This is a genomic window from Lacinutrix algicola, from assembly GCF_001418085.1.
GTDB lineage: Bacteria > Bacteroidota > Bacteroidia > Flavobacteriales > Flavobacteriaceae > Lacinutrix > Lacinutrix algicola.
The window spans coordinates 165968-182377 of sequence record NZ_LIQH01000038.1 but is presented as its reverse complement, the minus strand read 5'-3'; the positions used below and the strand labels follow the sequence as shown (position 1 = coordinate 182377).

Annotated in this window: 17 protein-coding genes; 16 read left to right on the top strand and 1 reads right to left on the bottom strand. The window is 30.4% G+C overall.

From position 1 onward, the window contains the following. Positions 1 to 5 precede the first annotated feature (5 nt). The 14 genes from ASC41_RS10645 to ASC41_RS10580 all read left to right on the top strand — a co-directional run bounded on the left by ASC41_RS10645 (position 6) and on the right by ASC41_RS10580 (position 10219). Entirely contained in the window at positions 6 to 404 is a 399-nt protein-coding gene (locus ASC41_RS10645; RefSeq protein ID WP_055436624.1) for a hypothetical protein, read from the top strand. Between the two features lie 172 nt (positions 405 to 576). Then, positions 577 to 1404: a tetratricopeptide repeat protein gene (locus ASC41_RS10640; protein WP_055436623.1), complete on the top strand. Its 828-nt coding sequence runs from the start codon at positions 577 to 579 to the stop codon at positions 1402 to 1404. 186 nt (positions 1405 to 1590) lie between these two features. Next, complete coding sequence (locus ASC41_RS10635; RefSeq protein WP_083477103.1) at positions 1591 to 1947, top strand: transposase; 357 nt, start codon at positions 1591 to 1593, stop codon at positions 1945 to 1947. Positions 1948 to 1996: 49 nt separating this feature from the next. Continuing rightward, positions 1997 to 2812: an IS3 family transposase gene (locus tag ASC41_RS10630; protein WP_160318803.1), complete on the top strand. Its 816-nt coding sequence runs from the start codon at positions 1997 to 1999 to the stop codon at positions 2810 to 2812. 43 nt (positions 2813 to 2855) lie between these two features. After that, a complete protein-coding gene (locus ASC41_RS10625; RefSeq protein WP_055436622.1) occupies positions 2856 to 3434 on the top strand; it encodes a hypothetical protein in 579 nt (192 codons plus the stop codon). 189 nt (positions 3435 to 3623) lie between these two features. Further along, a complete protein-coding gene (locus ASC41_RS10620; protein WP_055436621.1) occupies positions 3624 to 4172 on the top strand; it encodes a hypothetical protein in 549 nt (182 codons plus the stop codon). Between the two features lie 154 nt (positions 4173 to 4326). Further along, positions 4327 to 4899: a Crp/Fnr family transcriptional regulator gene (locus ASC41_RS10615; protein WP_055436620.1), complete on the top strand. Its 573-nt coding sequence runs from the start codon at positions 4327 to 4329 to the stop codon at positions 4897 to 4899. A 90-nt stretch (positions 4900 to 4989) separates the two neighbouring features. Next, on the top strand, positions 4990 to 6138 hold the full coding sequence (locus ASC41_RS10610; RefSeq protein ID WP_055436619.1) for a hypothetical protein: 1149 nt from the start codon (positions 4990 to 4992) through the stop codon (positions 6136 to 6138). Between the two features lie 473 nt (positions 6139 to 6611). Continuing rightward, positions 6612 to 6887: a hypothetical protein gene (locus ASC41_RS10605; protein WP_055436618.1), complete on the top strand. Its 276-nt coding sequence runs from the start codon at positions 6612 to 6614 to the stop codon at positions 6885 to 6887. A 51-nt stretch (positions 6888 to 6938) separates the two neighbouring features. Then, complete coding sequence (locus ASC41_RS10600) at positions 6939 to 7553, top strand: hypothetical protein (protein WP_055436617.1); 615 nt, start codon at positions 6939 to 6941, stop codon at positions 7551 to 7553. Between the two features lie 260 nt (positions 7554 to 7813). After that, a complete protein-coding gene (locus ASC41_RS10595) occupies positions 7814 to 8293 on the top strand; it encodes an RDD family protein (protein WP_055436616.1) in 480 nt (159 codons plus the stop codon). Between the two features lie 159 nt (positions 8294 to 8452). After that, the gene (locus tag ASC41_RS10590; protein ID WP_083477103.1) at positions 8453 to 8809 is read left to right on the top strand and encodes a transposase; all 357 of its coding nucleotides are present in this window, start codon (positions 8453 to 8455) and stop codon (positions 8807 to 8809) included. Positions 8810 to 8858: 49 nt separating this feature from the next. Further along, positions 8859 to 9674: an IS3 family transposase gene (locus tag ASC41_RS10585; RefSeq protein ID WP_160318803.1), complete on the top strand. Its 816-nt coding sequence runs from the start codon at positions 8859 to 8861 to the stop codon at positions 9672 to 9674. 53 nt (positions 9675 to 9727) lie between these two features. Continuing rightward, positions 9728 to 10219, top strand: a complete 492-nt coding sequence (locus ASC41_RS10580; protein WP_055436615.1) for a hypothetical protein — start codon at positions 9728 to 9730, stop codon at positions 10217 to 10219. Positions 10220 to 10526: 307 nt separating this feature from the next. On the opposite strand, the gene ASC41_RS10575 is transcribed toward ASC41_RS10580, so the two are convergent. After that, positions 10527 to 11726 carry a site-specific integrase gene (locus ASC41_RS10575; RefSeq protein WP_055436614.1) on the bottom strand — a complete coding sequence of 400 codons (1200 nt, stop codon included), beginning with the start codon at positions 11724 to 11726 and terminating at the stop codon, positions 10527 to 10529. A 454-nt stretch (positions 11727 to 12180) separates the two neighbouring features. Between ASC41_RS10575 and ASC41_RS10570 the strand changes: the two genes are divergently transcribed. Both ASC41_RS10570 and ASC41_RS10565 read left to right on the top strand, forming a co-directional pair. Further along, positions 12181 to 13191: a LacI family DNA-binding transcriptional regulator gene (locus ASC41_RS10570; protein ID WP_055436613.1), complete on the top strand. Its 1011-nt coding sequence runs from the start codon at positions 12181 to 12183 to the stop codon at positions 13189 to 13191. A gap of 415 nt (positions 13192 to 13606) precedes the next feature. Beyond that, positions 13607 to 16207, top strand: coding sequence for a M14 family zinc carboxypeptidase (locus ASC41_RS10565; protein WP_160318802.1), 2601 nt, complete (start codon positions 13607 to 13609; stop codon positions 16205 to 16207). Positions 16208 to 16410 lie beyond the last annotated feature (203 nt).

The following is a 16410-nucleotide window of genomic DNA, read 5'->3' as shown; positions in this document are numbered from 1 at the left end:
GAGAAATGACAGAAACTATTTCAAATACCAAGAAATCATTAAACGTCCTGAATAAATTAATTCAGAACGGACATTACAACGGATTCATTGAATCAGGAAAATTTGAATTAACTCGAAATAATTTCCCAAACAACTATAAACTTATAGGTACTTTAAATGACAACGGAAAATTTGAACTCAAATCAACTCTCAAAATTGTAATGCTTACAAGTGGAAAAATATTAGCAATTATCGGAATTATTCTCTCAATGACATCTTTCATACTTATGAATAAATACTGGGTTGTTTTTACTATTATTTTGGTATTTACTATTGCTGTCTATTTAGGAACGAGATTCAAAGGACAAAAAGAAATTAAACTTCTGACTTCAAAGTTTTTGGAATTATATAAATCGGAAATATGAAACGTAATAAAAACTACACACAACACCGTGTATAATTAATTGCTTTATTGAGCTTACTTGCGAATATTCCTGCGGAATATTCACGGGTTCGTAAATGTTTACTAACTTAGTCGCTAAACCACGCAACTAACCATACACAAACACGTTATGTGCAAGCTGAAAAAACCATCGAATGAAAAATAAAATAATTGGAATTTTAATAACATTAGGGCTTCTATCATCTTGTAAGAATAGAGTCGAAAACGAAAATAAGTCCGAATCAGATAATAATGTGAGAATAGAATTTACAGATGAGCAAGGAAACAAAATATCAAAAGAAGATTTAGAAAATTCTACTGGAACTTTCAATTACGAAATTTACGGTATCGAAGGAGTTTCTGATTTAGCAAAATCTTTACATAGTCAGGCAAGACAATTTGGACAGACTGGTAATTATCAAAAAGCAATTGAAAATTTAGAGCAAGCGAATAAAGAAGCACCAAATTGGGCTTATCCACTTTATGATTTAGCATATACATATCTACTTCAAGATGATTATGACAACGCTTTGAAATATTACAAATTAACAGATGAAGTTGCACCAAAAGGATTTTACACTTCAAAAACAGCGTTACATACTTTGGAAAAAGAAAATGCAGGTAGTTTACAGAAAGGTCTTTATAAATCCTATCTTTCTCTTGAGTGGATTGACAATCAAACCGAAAAACAGGAAATGATTAAATTATTAGTTGAGAAATTCCCTTCTTTTGCGCCAGCTTGGAAAGATTACTCAAGTTTATTAGAAGGTCAAGAAAGGCTAAATGCGATAGAAAAAGGACTTGAAAAAAATCCTGATATTGAAACAAAAGGTATGTTACTAATAAATAAAGCTCTCGTAATAAATGAAAATGGAGATTATAAAAAAGCGTCTGAAATTCTGACAAATGTAATATTTGACACAAATTCAACTTTTGGAAATATCGAAATGGCAAAGTTCATATTGAACAACATTTCGGAATAAAGCCTGCACATAACACCGTGTATAATTAATTGCTTGTTTTAAGCCTACTTACGAACATTCCTGCGGAATATTCTATCTGTGATTTATTTGCTAACTTAGTGCCTAAATCACGCAACTAACCATACACAATCACGTTGGCAATAATTATGACCCGTCCTGAAATAAGGCTACATAATTTTAAACATTATGTATAGAAATGACAAAGTAATTAGACGTTACAGTGAACCTTTTAAATTAAAAATCTTAGCCGAACTTACAATCGGAAAACACACAAAGAGTGAACTTTGTAAACTCTACTCTATTGCACCTACAACAGTAAATGTGTGGATTAAAAAGTATAATCGTAAAGACTTAATGAACACCAGAGTAAAAGTGGAAACAAAAGACGAAATATCTAGAATTAAAGCACTTCAAAAAGAGGTTGAACAACTTAAAAAACTACTACTTAAAAAGGATCTCGATGCTATGGTCCAGGATTGTTATCTGGAAGTAGCTGCTGAAGATCTTGGCTATAAATCAGTTAATGAACTAAAAAAAAGCTAAGTATAAAGCCTTAAGTAAAGCCAAAAAGATATCTAAGGGATTTGCTACTTTGACAACTATAACCCATTGTTTTGGACTTAAACGTAATGCTTATTACAAGCATAAAAACAGAGCTGATAAGCGTTTAAACCTAGAACTACAGATTATTAATATCGTTAGAAAAAGACGCAAATCCCTTCCTAGAGAAGGCGTGAGAAAACTTGTAAAATCATTAAATGCAGATTTTAATAAAGCCAATATTAAAGTTGGTAGAGATACTTTATTTAATGTGCTTAGAAAAAATCAAATGCTGACACTTAGAAGGAAAACCAGTGCTAGAACTACGAACTCTTATCATCGTTTTTATAAATATAATAACATCATAAAAGACTTAGAAGTTACTAGAGCTAACCAAGTTTGGGTATCTGATATCACATACATTAGAACCATAAAGGGTTTTTGCTACCTGGCTTTAATAACAGATATGCATTCCAGGAAAATAGTTGGTTATGATATTAGTGATAGCTTGGAACTTAAAGGATGTGTGAGAGCGCTAAATAAGGCCATTTATCAAGCTAAAAGCATTAAACAACTTATTCATCATTCGGACAGAGGAATACAGTATTGTAGCAATGTATACACACAAATACTCAAAAGAAAAAAGATAGATATTAGTATGACCGAAGAAAATCATTGTTACGAAAATGCAATGGCAGAACGTGTAAATGGAATTTTAAAAGATGAATTTTATTTAGACCAGACCTTTGATAACGTGAGTCACGCTAAGAGAGCTGCAAAAAATGCGATTAATTTATACAATGAAGTAAGATTACATTTATCTTTAGATTATAAAACACCTAATATGGTATATAAATTATCAGCTTAATTCAATTTTAACCTGTAGCCATATTTCAGGACAAGACATTAAAATGAACATCGAGAATTTTATCACAAATAGAAAATCAATTGAAAAATTGACATCGGAAATGACCGAAATAGAAAGTGACGGATGGGAAACTAAATATATTGACAAAAGAGACAAATCGGAATGGTTAAAAATTCAACTTGATTCGGAATATCACGGAGGCGGAAATCCAATATTATTTAAGTTTCCAAAACCAACTCAATCTGAATTAATTAAAATTCTGACTAAATCAACCGACTTGAATCAAATTTCTGCTATTTCTTGTCTATTAAAAGAATTTGAATTTGACGAATCTGACAATCACCACGAATATCGTGAGGAACTAATAATCGAATTGGAAAGTATCATAAATGAAAACAATTTTAAGTTCAACGGATTTGAAAAAAAACGATTGATGACAATTATTCACGATAGCGATTTGAATTTTATAAATAACCAAAGAGAGAGTTTAGGGAAAAAATATAGTGAGGTTGAAAATGATTATCAATATTATAAAAACATTGCTGAAAGAGCAGAAAAAATAATCACGCTTTTGAATAAAAATAATTCAATATGGAAAAGAATGAAAACATTGTTTAATTAGTAAAACAAAGAACGGAATTACAAATTGAAAATAAATAACTATTGCCAACACCGTGTATAATTTATTGCTGGTAATCGCTTACTTACGAAAGTCCTCTCGGACTTTCTTGGTTCGTGTTTTATTTACTAAATTTACTGCTTAACCACGCAACAAACCATACACAACAACGTTGTGCAACATTTAAAAAAAATGAAAATCCGAATATTATTTTTACTATTTTTATTAGCATTAGTCTATTCTTGCCAAGAGAAATCGGACTATATCTCTGATTGTGAATGTGCGAAAATAGATTTAAAAAAGGGAATTGAAGTTACAGACAATCTTGACAGGTTTCGAGTTACATTTCCGAATGAAAATTGGGAGCCTGATATTCACACGGACGAATTAGGAAATGGAATTGTTGGAGCTGTCCTAGATGGAAATAGTTTTAAATCATTTGGAGTTACGGAATTGACTAAAGCTGAAAACTGGATGAATAAAAAAGAACAACAAACTGATATAGAGTCTAAATACAATGTTGTCGAATCTGGCTTAGCTAAAATAAACGGAAAAGAATCATTATGGAATTTGGTAGACTTTAAAAATGATTCGATTCCTTCTTTAACTTTGTATATTACGACTGAACATCCGACAGAAAATTTATTTTATACTCTAAATTTATCTGTAAGTAAAGACAAATACGGAAAAAAGGAACTTTGTGAATTAGAAAATATAATGCAAACCTTCCGAACGAATTAAAAAACGTTGCACAACACCGTGTATAATTAATTGCTGGTTTTAGCTCACTTGGGAAATTCCTTCGGAATTTCGCCGTTCGTGCTTTATTTAGTAAATTCACTGCTTGAAACACGCAACTAATCATACACAACAACGTTGGCAGTAATTAAAAAAAATGAAAAACCTTATAAAATATGCTATTAAATACGGTCTATCAGAAGATTTAATTCAAGAGATAAATTTGAATGGTAAACAAATTGAAATCAAAAAAAACGAAAATATTCTTAATGTTGGAGAACATAGTAAATATATCTATATAGTAATCAAAGGTGGATTTATAAGTCAGTATTTTGATGATAATAAATCAAAATTTAGAACAACTTCGTTCCATATTGACAATTATCATCCATTTATGACGCAACCAGAAAGTTATTTTTCAAAGAAACCTTCTGATACGCAAATAAAAGCATTTAAAAATTCCCAAGTAATTGAATTTCATAGAAATACAATAGAAAAATTAAGTTTGAAACATAAATCTTTTGATAAATTTTGTAATACGCATATTATAGAAGCTCTCATTTTTATAAATCAAATAAAGTCTAAATTAATAGGTCTTCCCAAAGATAAATTATACGATTACCTCCTAGAAGAACACGGTCCAATTACTAAAAATGTTCCCTCAAAGTATATAGCAGAATTTATGGGAGTTACACCCCAATGGTTAAGTAAAATAAAACGTACTAGTTGAAACATGAAATTAGTTTCATCAAACTCAAATAAATTACATTTATTTTTGTGCTTTACAAAAACTATAGATCACAATTTAACTCAAATTAAAATGAAAAATAAAATCAGCCTTACACTTATAACACTTCTTTTTTCTACTTTTTTATTCAGTCAGAACTTAGCAAAAATTAGCAATGACTATAACAAAAGAAACTTAATAGAAGGTAATATTCCTGAAAAATGGGAAGACGGAATGAGAACATCCGGAGATAAAGGAAGCTATGAATGGTGGTATTTTGATGCTCATTTGCATGATGGGAGTACTGTTGTAATGACGTTTTACACCAAGTTCATGACCGACATAAAAAAACCTTTTAATCCATACTTGACGGTTAGTATAGATAAAGCTGATGGTAGTAAAATATCAGAAAAAATTTACTGTGACCCAGAAGATTTTTTCGCTTCAAAAGATTCGTGTAATGTTAAGATGGGTAATAGTTATGCAGAAGGAAACCTAAAGGAATACAAAATTCATATTGAAAATGAAGATATAAACTTAACAGCCGTAATAAAAAGAACTACGCAAAGCTGGAGACCAAAAACAGGACATATGGTATTTGGTGCTGACGAAAGCAAAGAATTCAATTGGGTAGTACCTGTACCTCAAGGTGAAATGGAAATTGAATATGATTACAAAGGTGTAACAACAAAAACAGTTGGTTCTGCCTACCATGACCATAATTGGGGAAATTTCTCTATGATGAAAATTTTTAACCATTGGTATTGGTCAAGAGCTGAAATTGGTCCTTATAACGTAATTGCTTCAGAAATGATATCAGAAAAAGAATTTAATAATGACAATATAATTACTTTTAATATTTCTAAGGATGGCGAAACAGTTGTTGATGATGGTGAATTAGTAACTCTATATAGAACTTATGGTAAGGAGCATCCAACATTAAAAAAAGATGTAAGTGACGATTTAATTTTTGTTTATAATGATCCTCAAACTGAATACAGGTATGAATATTCACTTTTTAGAGAAAAAACTATTGTTGAAGTAGATTTAATTTCGGCATCAGTCGGTAATGGGCTTAAATTCAAACTTGCAAAAATGCTTACTAGTATTGATCCTGCATATTTTAGATTTACTGGAAAAGCAGAAATAAGAGTTTACAAATCAGGTAAATTAATAGAGAAGCACACCAGTAACAAAGCGGTTTGGGAATTAATGTATTTTGGGGATCCTGTAGGTAAATAAAACTACTGCCAACAATGTATATAAAAAATAGGGCTTTTGTGCTAACTCCAAAGTTCTGTGTTTATTTACAAAGTCCGCTAAATATAAAATTTGGAATTTAAACGAAAATTAAAAACAAAATATTTATATTTAGCTAAGTGTTAAACCCGAAATATAGTGCTTATTTTATGCCCTACTTTTCATATACTAACCGTTGCCAGTAATTTACCAAAACAGCGTAAACCCATTTTAAATTGAACGAATAGCAACAAGTTAACACCAATTAAATTAAAATACGGAAATAGAATTTTAACGAAAAAATGACTTTAAAGAATAAGATATTACTCAACAAATTCCTTTTACCTATAATATTATTATTAATTCTAATAATCTATGTTTTAAGACAAAACTCTTTAGAATTCGGATTCATAATTTATTACCTAATCTTGTGGTTAATAGTTTCTATATTCATCATTTATAAATCGAAAAACCATTTGATTGAATATAATACTGAACCGAATCAATTAAAAATCAAGTATTACGCAGGAATAAATAAAACTGCTGAAAAGATTATCCAAATAGATAAAATAGTAAGCGACAAATTAGAAACGAGAATGTTTGATTTTGGATTTGATGTATTATCAATAAAATATGTGGATGAACAGGATTTATATAATCTTATAGATTTAAGAGTCAGCAAAAAAGAAGATTGGATTGATATTTTATCATCTATCAAAAACGAAACCAACATAAATAGGTCAGCTGAATAAAAACTACTGGCAACAACGTGTATAAAAAATTGCTACATTAGTACTTAAATAATGGTCGTTGCACTTTTGTTACGTCTGATTTTCCTTCGGAAAATCCTCGCTCACAAAAACGCAACTTTCCATACACAAAACCGTTACCACACATTAGAACAAATGAACCGCAAAAAACTGATTAAATATATATTACTAATTGGATTTTTAATCTTGATTGGATATGTTTTTATTCGTGTTCAATATGGTTCAATAGATTATAGCGGAACTCTAAGTACGAAGTATCAGAAAATCGAGAATTCAACTGACCAAATTATTGAAACTGATTTTTTTGAACTAAAAACACCTGAAAACTGGACTCACCTATTCGGAGGTTATGGTACTGAAGGAGATCCATATGGTAATTTTCAGACGAGAAAAGGAGTAATTCATTATGAATATGGACATTGGGCACCAAATTATAGTGAAGATGATGATATTTATGAATACAAAGTTGAAAAGAAAACAATAAATCGATTCCAAGTTAATATTGCCAAGAATAAAAAGGGAGAAATTGGAATTTGTATACCGAAACAAAACGAAATGCAGACTTCTCTTACTTTTTATCTGGACGAATCTGTTGCAAACAATTTCGACGAAATAATTGAAGGAATACGTGAGATCAAATTCAAGTAAAAAAACGTGTGGTAACACCGTGTATAATTAATTGCTTGGTCACTGCCGACTTACGAACATTCCTGCGGAATATTCTATCTGTGATTTATTTGCTAAATTAGTTGCTTAACCACGCAACTAACCATACACATCAACGTTGTGTGTAAGCTAAACTAACCAACGAAAATCGAGCTTCAATTCAAATTCCCAGTAATTTAACACAGGAAAAACGGAATAAAAAGCGGAGATTTTTTTGAGAATTTTAAAAGAAAAAGTGCAGAATGACAGATATTACGATTGAAAAACAAACTGAAATCGAAAACAATGAATTTGAAATTGCAAAAAAACGATATCGTATTGGAGCATTTCTGATTGACTTTTTTATCTTTTGGTTAATAGCGATGGTTTTAGGATTCTTCTTTGGAGAACCACTTGAAAATGAAGTCGGATTTCATATGACTGGATTACCCGCTTTTGGAATGATGCTTTTTGGAATTCTTTTATGGCCAATGAGCGAGGGAATTTGGGGACAAACTATTGGAAAACGTATTTTGGACATAAAAGTAGTAACTAACGAATTTAAACCAATTGGAATCGGACAAGCTTTCGGTCGATTTTTTCTCGGATTTATAGATTATATATTTGTAATTGGATTGATAATTGCGTCAACTAATAAACAAAACAAACGAATCGGAGATATGGTTGCGAATACAATAGTTATACGAACGAAAAAGCCTACACACAACACCGTGTATAATTAATTGCTTTGGCAAGTGATTATTTGGAAAATTCCTTCGGAATTTTCTCGGGTTCGCATTTGTTTACTAAATTAGTTGCTTAACCACGCAACTAACCATACACGCACACGTTGTGTACAATGGTGACCCGTCCTGAAATAAGGCTACATAATTTTAAACATTATGTATAGAAATGACAAAGTAATTAGACGTTACAGTGAACCTTTTAAATTAAAAATCTTAGCCGAACTTACAATCGGAAAACACACAAAGAGTGAACTTTGTAAACTCTACTCTATTGCACCTACAACAGTAAATGTGTGGATTAAAAAGTATAATCGTAAAGACTTAATGAACACCAGAGTAAAAGTGGAAACAAAAGACGAAATATCTAGAATTAAAGCACTTCAAAAAGAGGTTGAACAACTTAAAAAACTACTACTTAAAAAGGATCTCGATGCTATGGTCCAGGATTGTTATCTGGAAGTAGCTGCTGAAGATCTTGGCTATAAATCAGTTAATGAACTAAAAAAAAGCTAAGTATAAAGCCTTAAGTAAAGCCAAAAAGATATCTAAGGGATTTGCTACTTTGACAACTATAACCCATTGTTTTGGACTTAAACGTAATGCTTATTACAAGCATAAAAACAGAGCTGATAAGCGTTTAAACCTAGAACTACAGATTATTAATATCGTTAGAAAAAGACGCAAATCCCTTCCTAGAGAAGGCGTGAGAAAACTTGTAAAATCATTAAATGCAGATTTTAATAAAGCCAATATTAAAGTTGGTAGAGATACTTTATTTAATGTGCTTAGAAAAAATCAAATGCTGACACTTAGAAGGAAAACCAGTGCTAGAACTACGAACTCTTATCATCGTTTTTATAAATATAATAACATCATAAAAGACTTAGAAGTTACTAGAGCTAACCAAGTTTGGGTATCTGATATCACATACATTAGAACCATAAAGGGTTTTTGCTACCTGGCTTTAATAACAGATATGCATTCCAGGAAAATAGTTGGTTATGATATTAGTGATAGCTTGGAACTTAAAGGATGTGTGAGAGCGCTAAATAAGGCCATTTATCAAGCTAAAAGCATTAAACAACTTATTCATCATTCGGACAGAGGAATACAGTATTGTAGCAATGTATACACACAAATACTCAAAAGAAAAAAGATAGATATTAGTATGACCGAAGAAAATCATTGTTACGAAAATGCAATGGCAGAACGTGTAAATGGAATTTTAAAAGATGAATTTTATTTAGACCAGACCTTTGATAACGTGAGTCACGCTAAGAGAGCTGCAAAAAATGCGATTAATTTATACAATGAAGTAAGATTACATTTATCTTTAGATTATAAAACACCTAATATGGTATATAAATTATCAGCTTAATTCAATTTTAACCTGTAGCCATATTTCAGGACAAGACAGCTAAAAAAAACCGAATGGCAACATTATTAGAAGATATAAAAAAGCAATCTGAATGGACTGTAAAAGCGTTTAAATCCGACGGCATTGAATTGAATTACTCAATCGGTAGCTTATTAGAAATTGACCGATTTATCCAAAAATACACGAAAGACGGACGACCAATTAAAGGCGGTCGACTTTCTAAAAATTTAGGCGGAATTATATTTTCAATTTCTGCTTATATTGGAGAAACCTTGATTAAAAATGTTCCGAATTCAAAATGGATAACGGACGACAATGACCCACAAGGAGAAATAAATATTGCGGTAGAACTTGAAGACGGAACAACTTGTTGGCCTGGACAAAGAATAATCAAAAGAATCCAAAATGGACTTGAAGACGGAATTTATCCTTATGGACATAATCTGACCGAAAAAACTCTGAATGAAAAATTTGACAAGTCATTTTGGGAAATAGAAAACGAAATAAAACCAATGGAGCCGAAAAAACCTTGGTGGAAATTTTAAAAATATAAAAGCCAGTTTACAACACCGTATAAAAATAATTGCGGTTTAGTGCTTAATCAAAATGTCGTTGCGTGTTTGTAACGTCTGATTTTCCTTCGGAAAATCCTCGCATACAAACCCGCAACTATTCTTATACATAAACGTTGTGTTCAATCGTGACCCGTCCTGAAATAAGGCTACATAATTTTAAACTTCATATACAGAAATGATAAAGTAATTAGATTTTACAGTGAACCTTTAAAGACATTCCTTTTTTTCGGAAAAGAAAACAATTACTTAACGTATAGTAATCGTTTATAAAAACATACTACAAATTCAAGACTTTTTCTAGAGCATTATCTATATCTTTTTGAATAAAATTAGATTGATATAAAATTGTTGTTGTAACTGACGAATGTCGATATAATTTTTGTAATATTTGAATAGGTATTTTATCCCCAGATATATTCCCAAAACTATGACGAGCAATATGCATGCTTATTTTTTTATCGATTCCTGCCTTTTCTGCGACTATTTCTAATCTTCTGTTAAAGTTTCTAGTTATAGTCTTTATTCTTGTTCGAAGAATTTTATTATTCTCTAAATCAATATTTTCTAATTCTTTAAATACGAATATCGAATCTTTATTTCTATTCAGTTTTTGTAAAATTCTTCGCGCTTTATCTGGTATTTGTAAAGAAACTATTTTCTTGTTTTTCCCCATTCTATAATAAAGTCTATTATCAACAAAATCTTTCCATTTTAAATGAAGGACATCACTAATCCTAATTCCAGCAAAGTAAAAACTAAGTAACCATGCCGACAAGGCGTAATCTTGAGCTTTAGTTAAATCATCTATGGTTTCTAGAGTTTTGATTTCATCACTATTTAAACCAATCTTCTGTGTTTCAGGAAACTTGATTTGATATCTTCCTTTTCCAAATGGATAACATTTCGCATCTGTTAGCAATTCTGAAATAGCAATATTAAAAATTGTTCTTATCATAATCATATAGTAAGACACCGTCCTGCTTGAAATTTTCCGCTTATTGATTAAAAAGTTATCAAATCGCCTGATAAGCTTAATATTTATCTCACGAAAATATATCTTATCCCTATTTAAAAACTCCTTAAACACCTGTATACGTCCATATTCGATATCTAATTGATGAAATTTTTTCCTATCGCTAATTCTTTTTAAATAAATTAATGATACCGCAAAAAAATCGCCACTAGAATTTACTATTTTATTCTTAATGTCATCGACTGATTGATAGTTACCATCAATTTCTGCTTCAATTAGTTTTTTATTCGCAGAAGAGAGTTTCTTAAAAATAAGCTGGTTAATATTAAGAGCATCATTATGAGATTTTTTAACACAATTATTAACCCTATCCCATTGACACCTTTTAATATACTGACCAACATACAAAAACGAAGCTTTTCTATCCTTTGTGACTCTTATAGCTATAGGATATAAATTATTAATATTTGCTTTGGTTCTTAACACGGCTTTAACTGAAGACATAACTAATTGATTTACAATTACAAAGATACAAAATGCAGGTACAACATAGGTACAACATTTGGTAATATCATATGGTTTCATTTGGTATCAAAACTTATGACAACTACACGTAACCATTGATTTTAAAGGTATTAATATAATTTTGATATGGAGTGCTCCAAATTCATAACTCGGAGGTCATGGGATCGTGCCCCATTCTCGCTACAAGTAAACCAGTAAAAGTCAAGAATTCAATTCTTGGCTTTTTTTTGCTAAAACATTTCTTTATCCATTATAACTATACTACAACACACATTAAATTGTTTTCAAAAAAATAATTAGACAACTTGGTAATCTTATATTGTAAATAAAAATAAAATGACACATGAAATTAACTTATTTACAATGTGAGTTTGGCAAAAAAAGTTAATTTTAAGTATATTACAAATTATCAAGATTATTTTATTATTTACTTATGAAAAAAATCACTTTAAAAAACATTGCCAATCATCTAAACGTATCTGTATCAACAGTATCTAAGGCGTTAAATGGTAACGAAGAGATTAGCAAAGCTACAACCGATGCAATAAAAGCATATGCTAAGGAGAAAAATTACGTACCTAATTATAACGCTATAAGTTTAAAGAATCAACGTACTAGAACTATTGGAGTAATTATTCCAAATATGCTTAACTATTACTTCGCGCAAATATTAAAAGGCATAGAAAAAACGGCCTCATTAAATAAGTATAAAGTAATTACTTGTATATCTAATGAGTCTTTACAAAAAGAGGTAGAAACTATAGAAATGTTATCAACTGGAGTTGTAGATGGATTTATTATATCTGTTGCTGAGGAAACACAGTTAAAAGAAGATTATGGGCATTTAAATTCTTGTAAAGAAAATGAAATACCTTTAGTTATGTTTGATCGTGTTGTAGACAAGATAGATTGTGACAAAGTTATTACTAACGATTTTATTGCTTCTTCGAATGCTGTTGCTTATTTAAAAAACAAAGGCTGTAAAAAAATAGCTTTTGTTGGAACAGAAATGGATTTAAGCGTAGGAAAATCTAGATACGAAGGTTACTTATTTGGTTTAGAAAACAATGATGTTAAAAGGGACGAATCTATAATTATTAATACTCATGAAATGTATTACAAAAAGCATGAGTCTATTGTAAAACCACTATTTAATAATCAGTTTGATGCCTTAATTGCATCTAATGAATCTATTGCTATTGCAGCAATGAAAGTTGCACAAGAAAAAGGAATAAAAATACCTGAAGATTTATCTGTTTTAGCTTTTTCTAATGGTATTCTTGCTAGACATTCAAATCCTACATTAAGTACAATTAGCCAACACGGTGAGCTTATTGGAGAAAAAGCAGCAACATTATTAATAAATAAGCTAGAAAACAAAATAACCAATATAACATCCGAAACAGTAGATACAGATATTGTATTAAGAAATTCTTCGAAATAAAAAAACTCCTTTCTAAACGTTTACTACCGCCTTTAAATTCTCTTAAATTAAGGCTCTTAAACATCATTTAAGATCTAATGATTTATAAAAAGAAAACTGAACATTATTAATTAAGCACATAAAGATTTCTACTACAGAATAGATTGTTATCTTTCTTTTTACACAGGTTTTAATTCTATATTATTAATTCATATTTTAAATCAAAAATAAGCTTATTAGAACACAAATTAATACTATTCCCATCTAATAAAAACACTTAATCATAAAAATACGTATTTCATAAATACTTAAAAAACAAGGACTTAAACTAAACAAAGTCGTTTAGTCGTATTTATTTGCATTTCACAGATTGTTATTGATGACATTTTCATAGCTTTGTAAAACATTCCTAATCATGGCAACTAACCTCAATCTTATGAAAATAAAAATACTTAATCTGATAGTACTATCACTTATTACTTCTATGTCGTTTGGCCAAAGCACCAACGAACAAAAAGCAGAGAAATACATTTCTAAAAAAGGAGAACTAACATTTACATTTAAAGTCGATAATACTACTGATATTGAGAATATTACAAAAAATCTTTCTATTGTTAATTTCGATTCAAAAACAAATACAATAAAAGTATGGGCAAACGAAAAACAATTTAGAGCTTTTAAAAAAAAAGGTATTAGTTATAAAGTTCAAAAAAATGAAAACGAAGTAGATCCTTCTGTAATTTATGATATTACTCCTTTTATAAATAACAATAAAAGCAGCCAACCCAATTGCACTAATCCATTTAGTCCTGCGTCTACTTACCCAACTTACGCTGCTTATGCACAGCAAATGCAAGATTTTGAGACAAACAATCCAACATTAGTTCAAAAAATAAGTATTAGCAATACTACAGAAGGTGATAAAGAATTATTATTTGTAAAAATATCTGATAATGTTTCTATAAATGAGCAAGAACCTAAACTAATGCTTACTTCATCTATGCATGGTGATGAAATTGCTGGATACCCTATGATGTTATCTCTAATTGACTATATTTTAGTAGTATACGATGACCCTACACATGTAGATCATGCAAGAGTTAAAAACTTAGTTGAAAACACAGAACTATGGATTAACCCGAGCGCAAACCCAGATGGAACATACTACAATAGTGCAGACAACACTTCTGTTACAGGATCCAGAAGAGCAAATGCAAATAATGTAGATTTAAATAGGAATTATCCTGATGATGTTGCCGGTGCACATTCTGATGGTGAAGAATATCAAATTGAAACGTTAGCATTTATGTGCTTAGCTGAAGCCAATAAATTTGTTGTTTCTGCCAATTTTCATGGTGGCACAGAATTAGTAAACTATCCTTTTGATAATAGATATGCTGCTGAAGACACGCACCCAGACACTAACTGGTTTGAAAACGTATCTGTAGAATACGCAACACATGCCCAAACTGATGCTAATTCTGGCACAGACTATTGCGGAGATGATTATGGATACAAGTCTAGTTATATGACCGACGATGATGATTGGGATGCAAATGCTGGTAATAATGCTTGGCATAACAACTACTCTCAAAGTCCTGGTGTTACCCATGGTGCAGAATGGTATCGAGTTAATGGTGGACGCCAAGATTATATGAATGTTTTTAAACATTGTCGAGAAGTTACTATCGAATTATCAGATACTAAAATTTTACCTGAATCTTCATTAGTAAATTACTGGTACTATAATAAAGATGCTCTATTAGATTACTTAACGCAAGGCACTTATGGTTTTAGAGGAGTTGTTAAAGACAACGTTACTGGAGAAACTATTGAAGCAAAAATTTCTATTATAGGTCATGATAATTATGGTTCTGAAGTGTATACAGGTATTAATCATGGTGATTTCTACAGACCCATTGAAGCTGGAACATATGATTTACTTATAGAGTCAGCATGCTACCAATCTCAAACATTAAATAGTCAAACTATTACTAATGGTCAAAAAGTAATTTTAGCAGACATCATGATGATACCTTCTGGAAGTGCTACTACACCAACTAATTTAAGTATTTGTAATATAAAAAGTACTACAGCTTATTTAGCTTGGGACACCACTGGAAATAATTATGATTTAAGGTATCGTAAGTCTAGTACAACTACTTGGACCACTATTAGTGATATAAATGAAAGCGCATACACTTTAACCGGTTTGGTTGATAATACAGAATATGAGGTTGAAGTTAGAGCTAGGTGCTCTAGTACTAGCCCAACAGCATATACAACTACTAAATCATTTACTACAAAATCTCTTTATTGTTCATCTAATGGAAACAGTACTGATGATGAATATATTAATAGAGTACAATTAGAAGGATTAGATAATAATAACTCAGGTGCAGGTACTACAAGTGTTGGATATTCTAATTTTAAAGGCGTCTTAACGGTTCCAAATTTAACAGTAGAAAACAACTACACTATTACCATAACTCCAGAATGGCCTGGTAATGCATATGATGAAGGCTATACTGTTTGGATAGACTACAACAGAGATGGTGATTTTGAAGATGCTAGTGAAGAGGTTTTTACTAAATCAATATCGGACGACATTACTGTTTCTGGGACTTTTACAATTCCAAATGGATTAACAGCAGGTAATACAACCATGAGAGTTTCTATGCAATACAATGGAGTTCCAACATCTTGTGGAGCTTTTGAATATGGAGAAGTTGAAGACTACCTTGTTAATATAGCTATAGGAACTTTACATGTTGAAGAAAAATCTATAGAAGAAGTACTTATTTATCCAAATCCTTTTGACAACGCGTTAAATTTAAAACTTCCAACAGCATTTCATAATATTGAAATTCAGCTTTTTGATATTAGAGGGAGGACTGTTTATTCTGAGAAAACAAGTAATAATAATGAAACAACTCTAAATATTTCAAATTTAGGAAACCTTGCTAGCGGCACCTATTTACTTAAATTAATAGATCTAGACTCAAATAAGTCGATTATCAGAAAGCTTATAAAATAAAACACCGACTAAATGCATAAATAAAAGCCAAAACACATCAGTTTTGGTTTTTTAATAATCTGAAAACCAAAAATTAACACAAGAGAAATGCGCTTCGTCGATTATATTTGCATTTCATGGTATTTCATATTATATTCGTATTAACTTAAGAATTTGATAATCAATGACATTATTTTTGAAAATCAATTAATTAGTCCCAAACT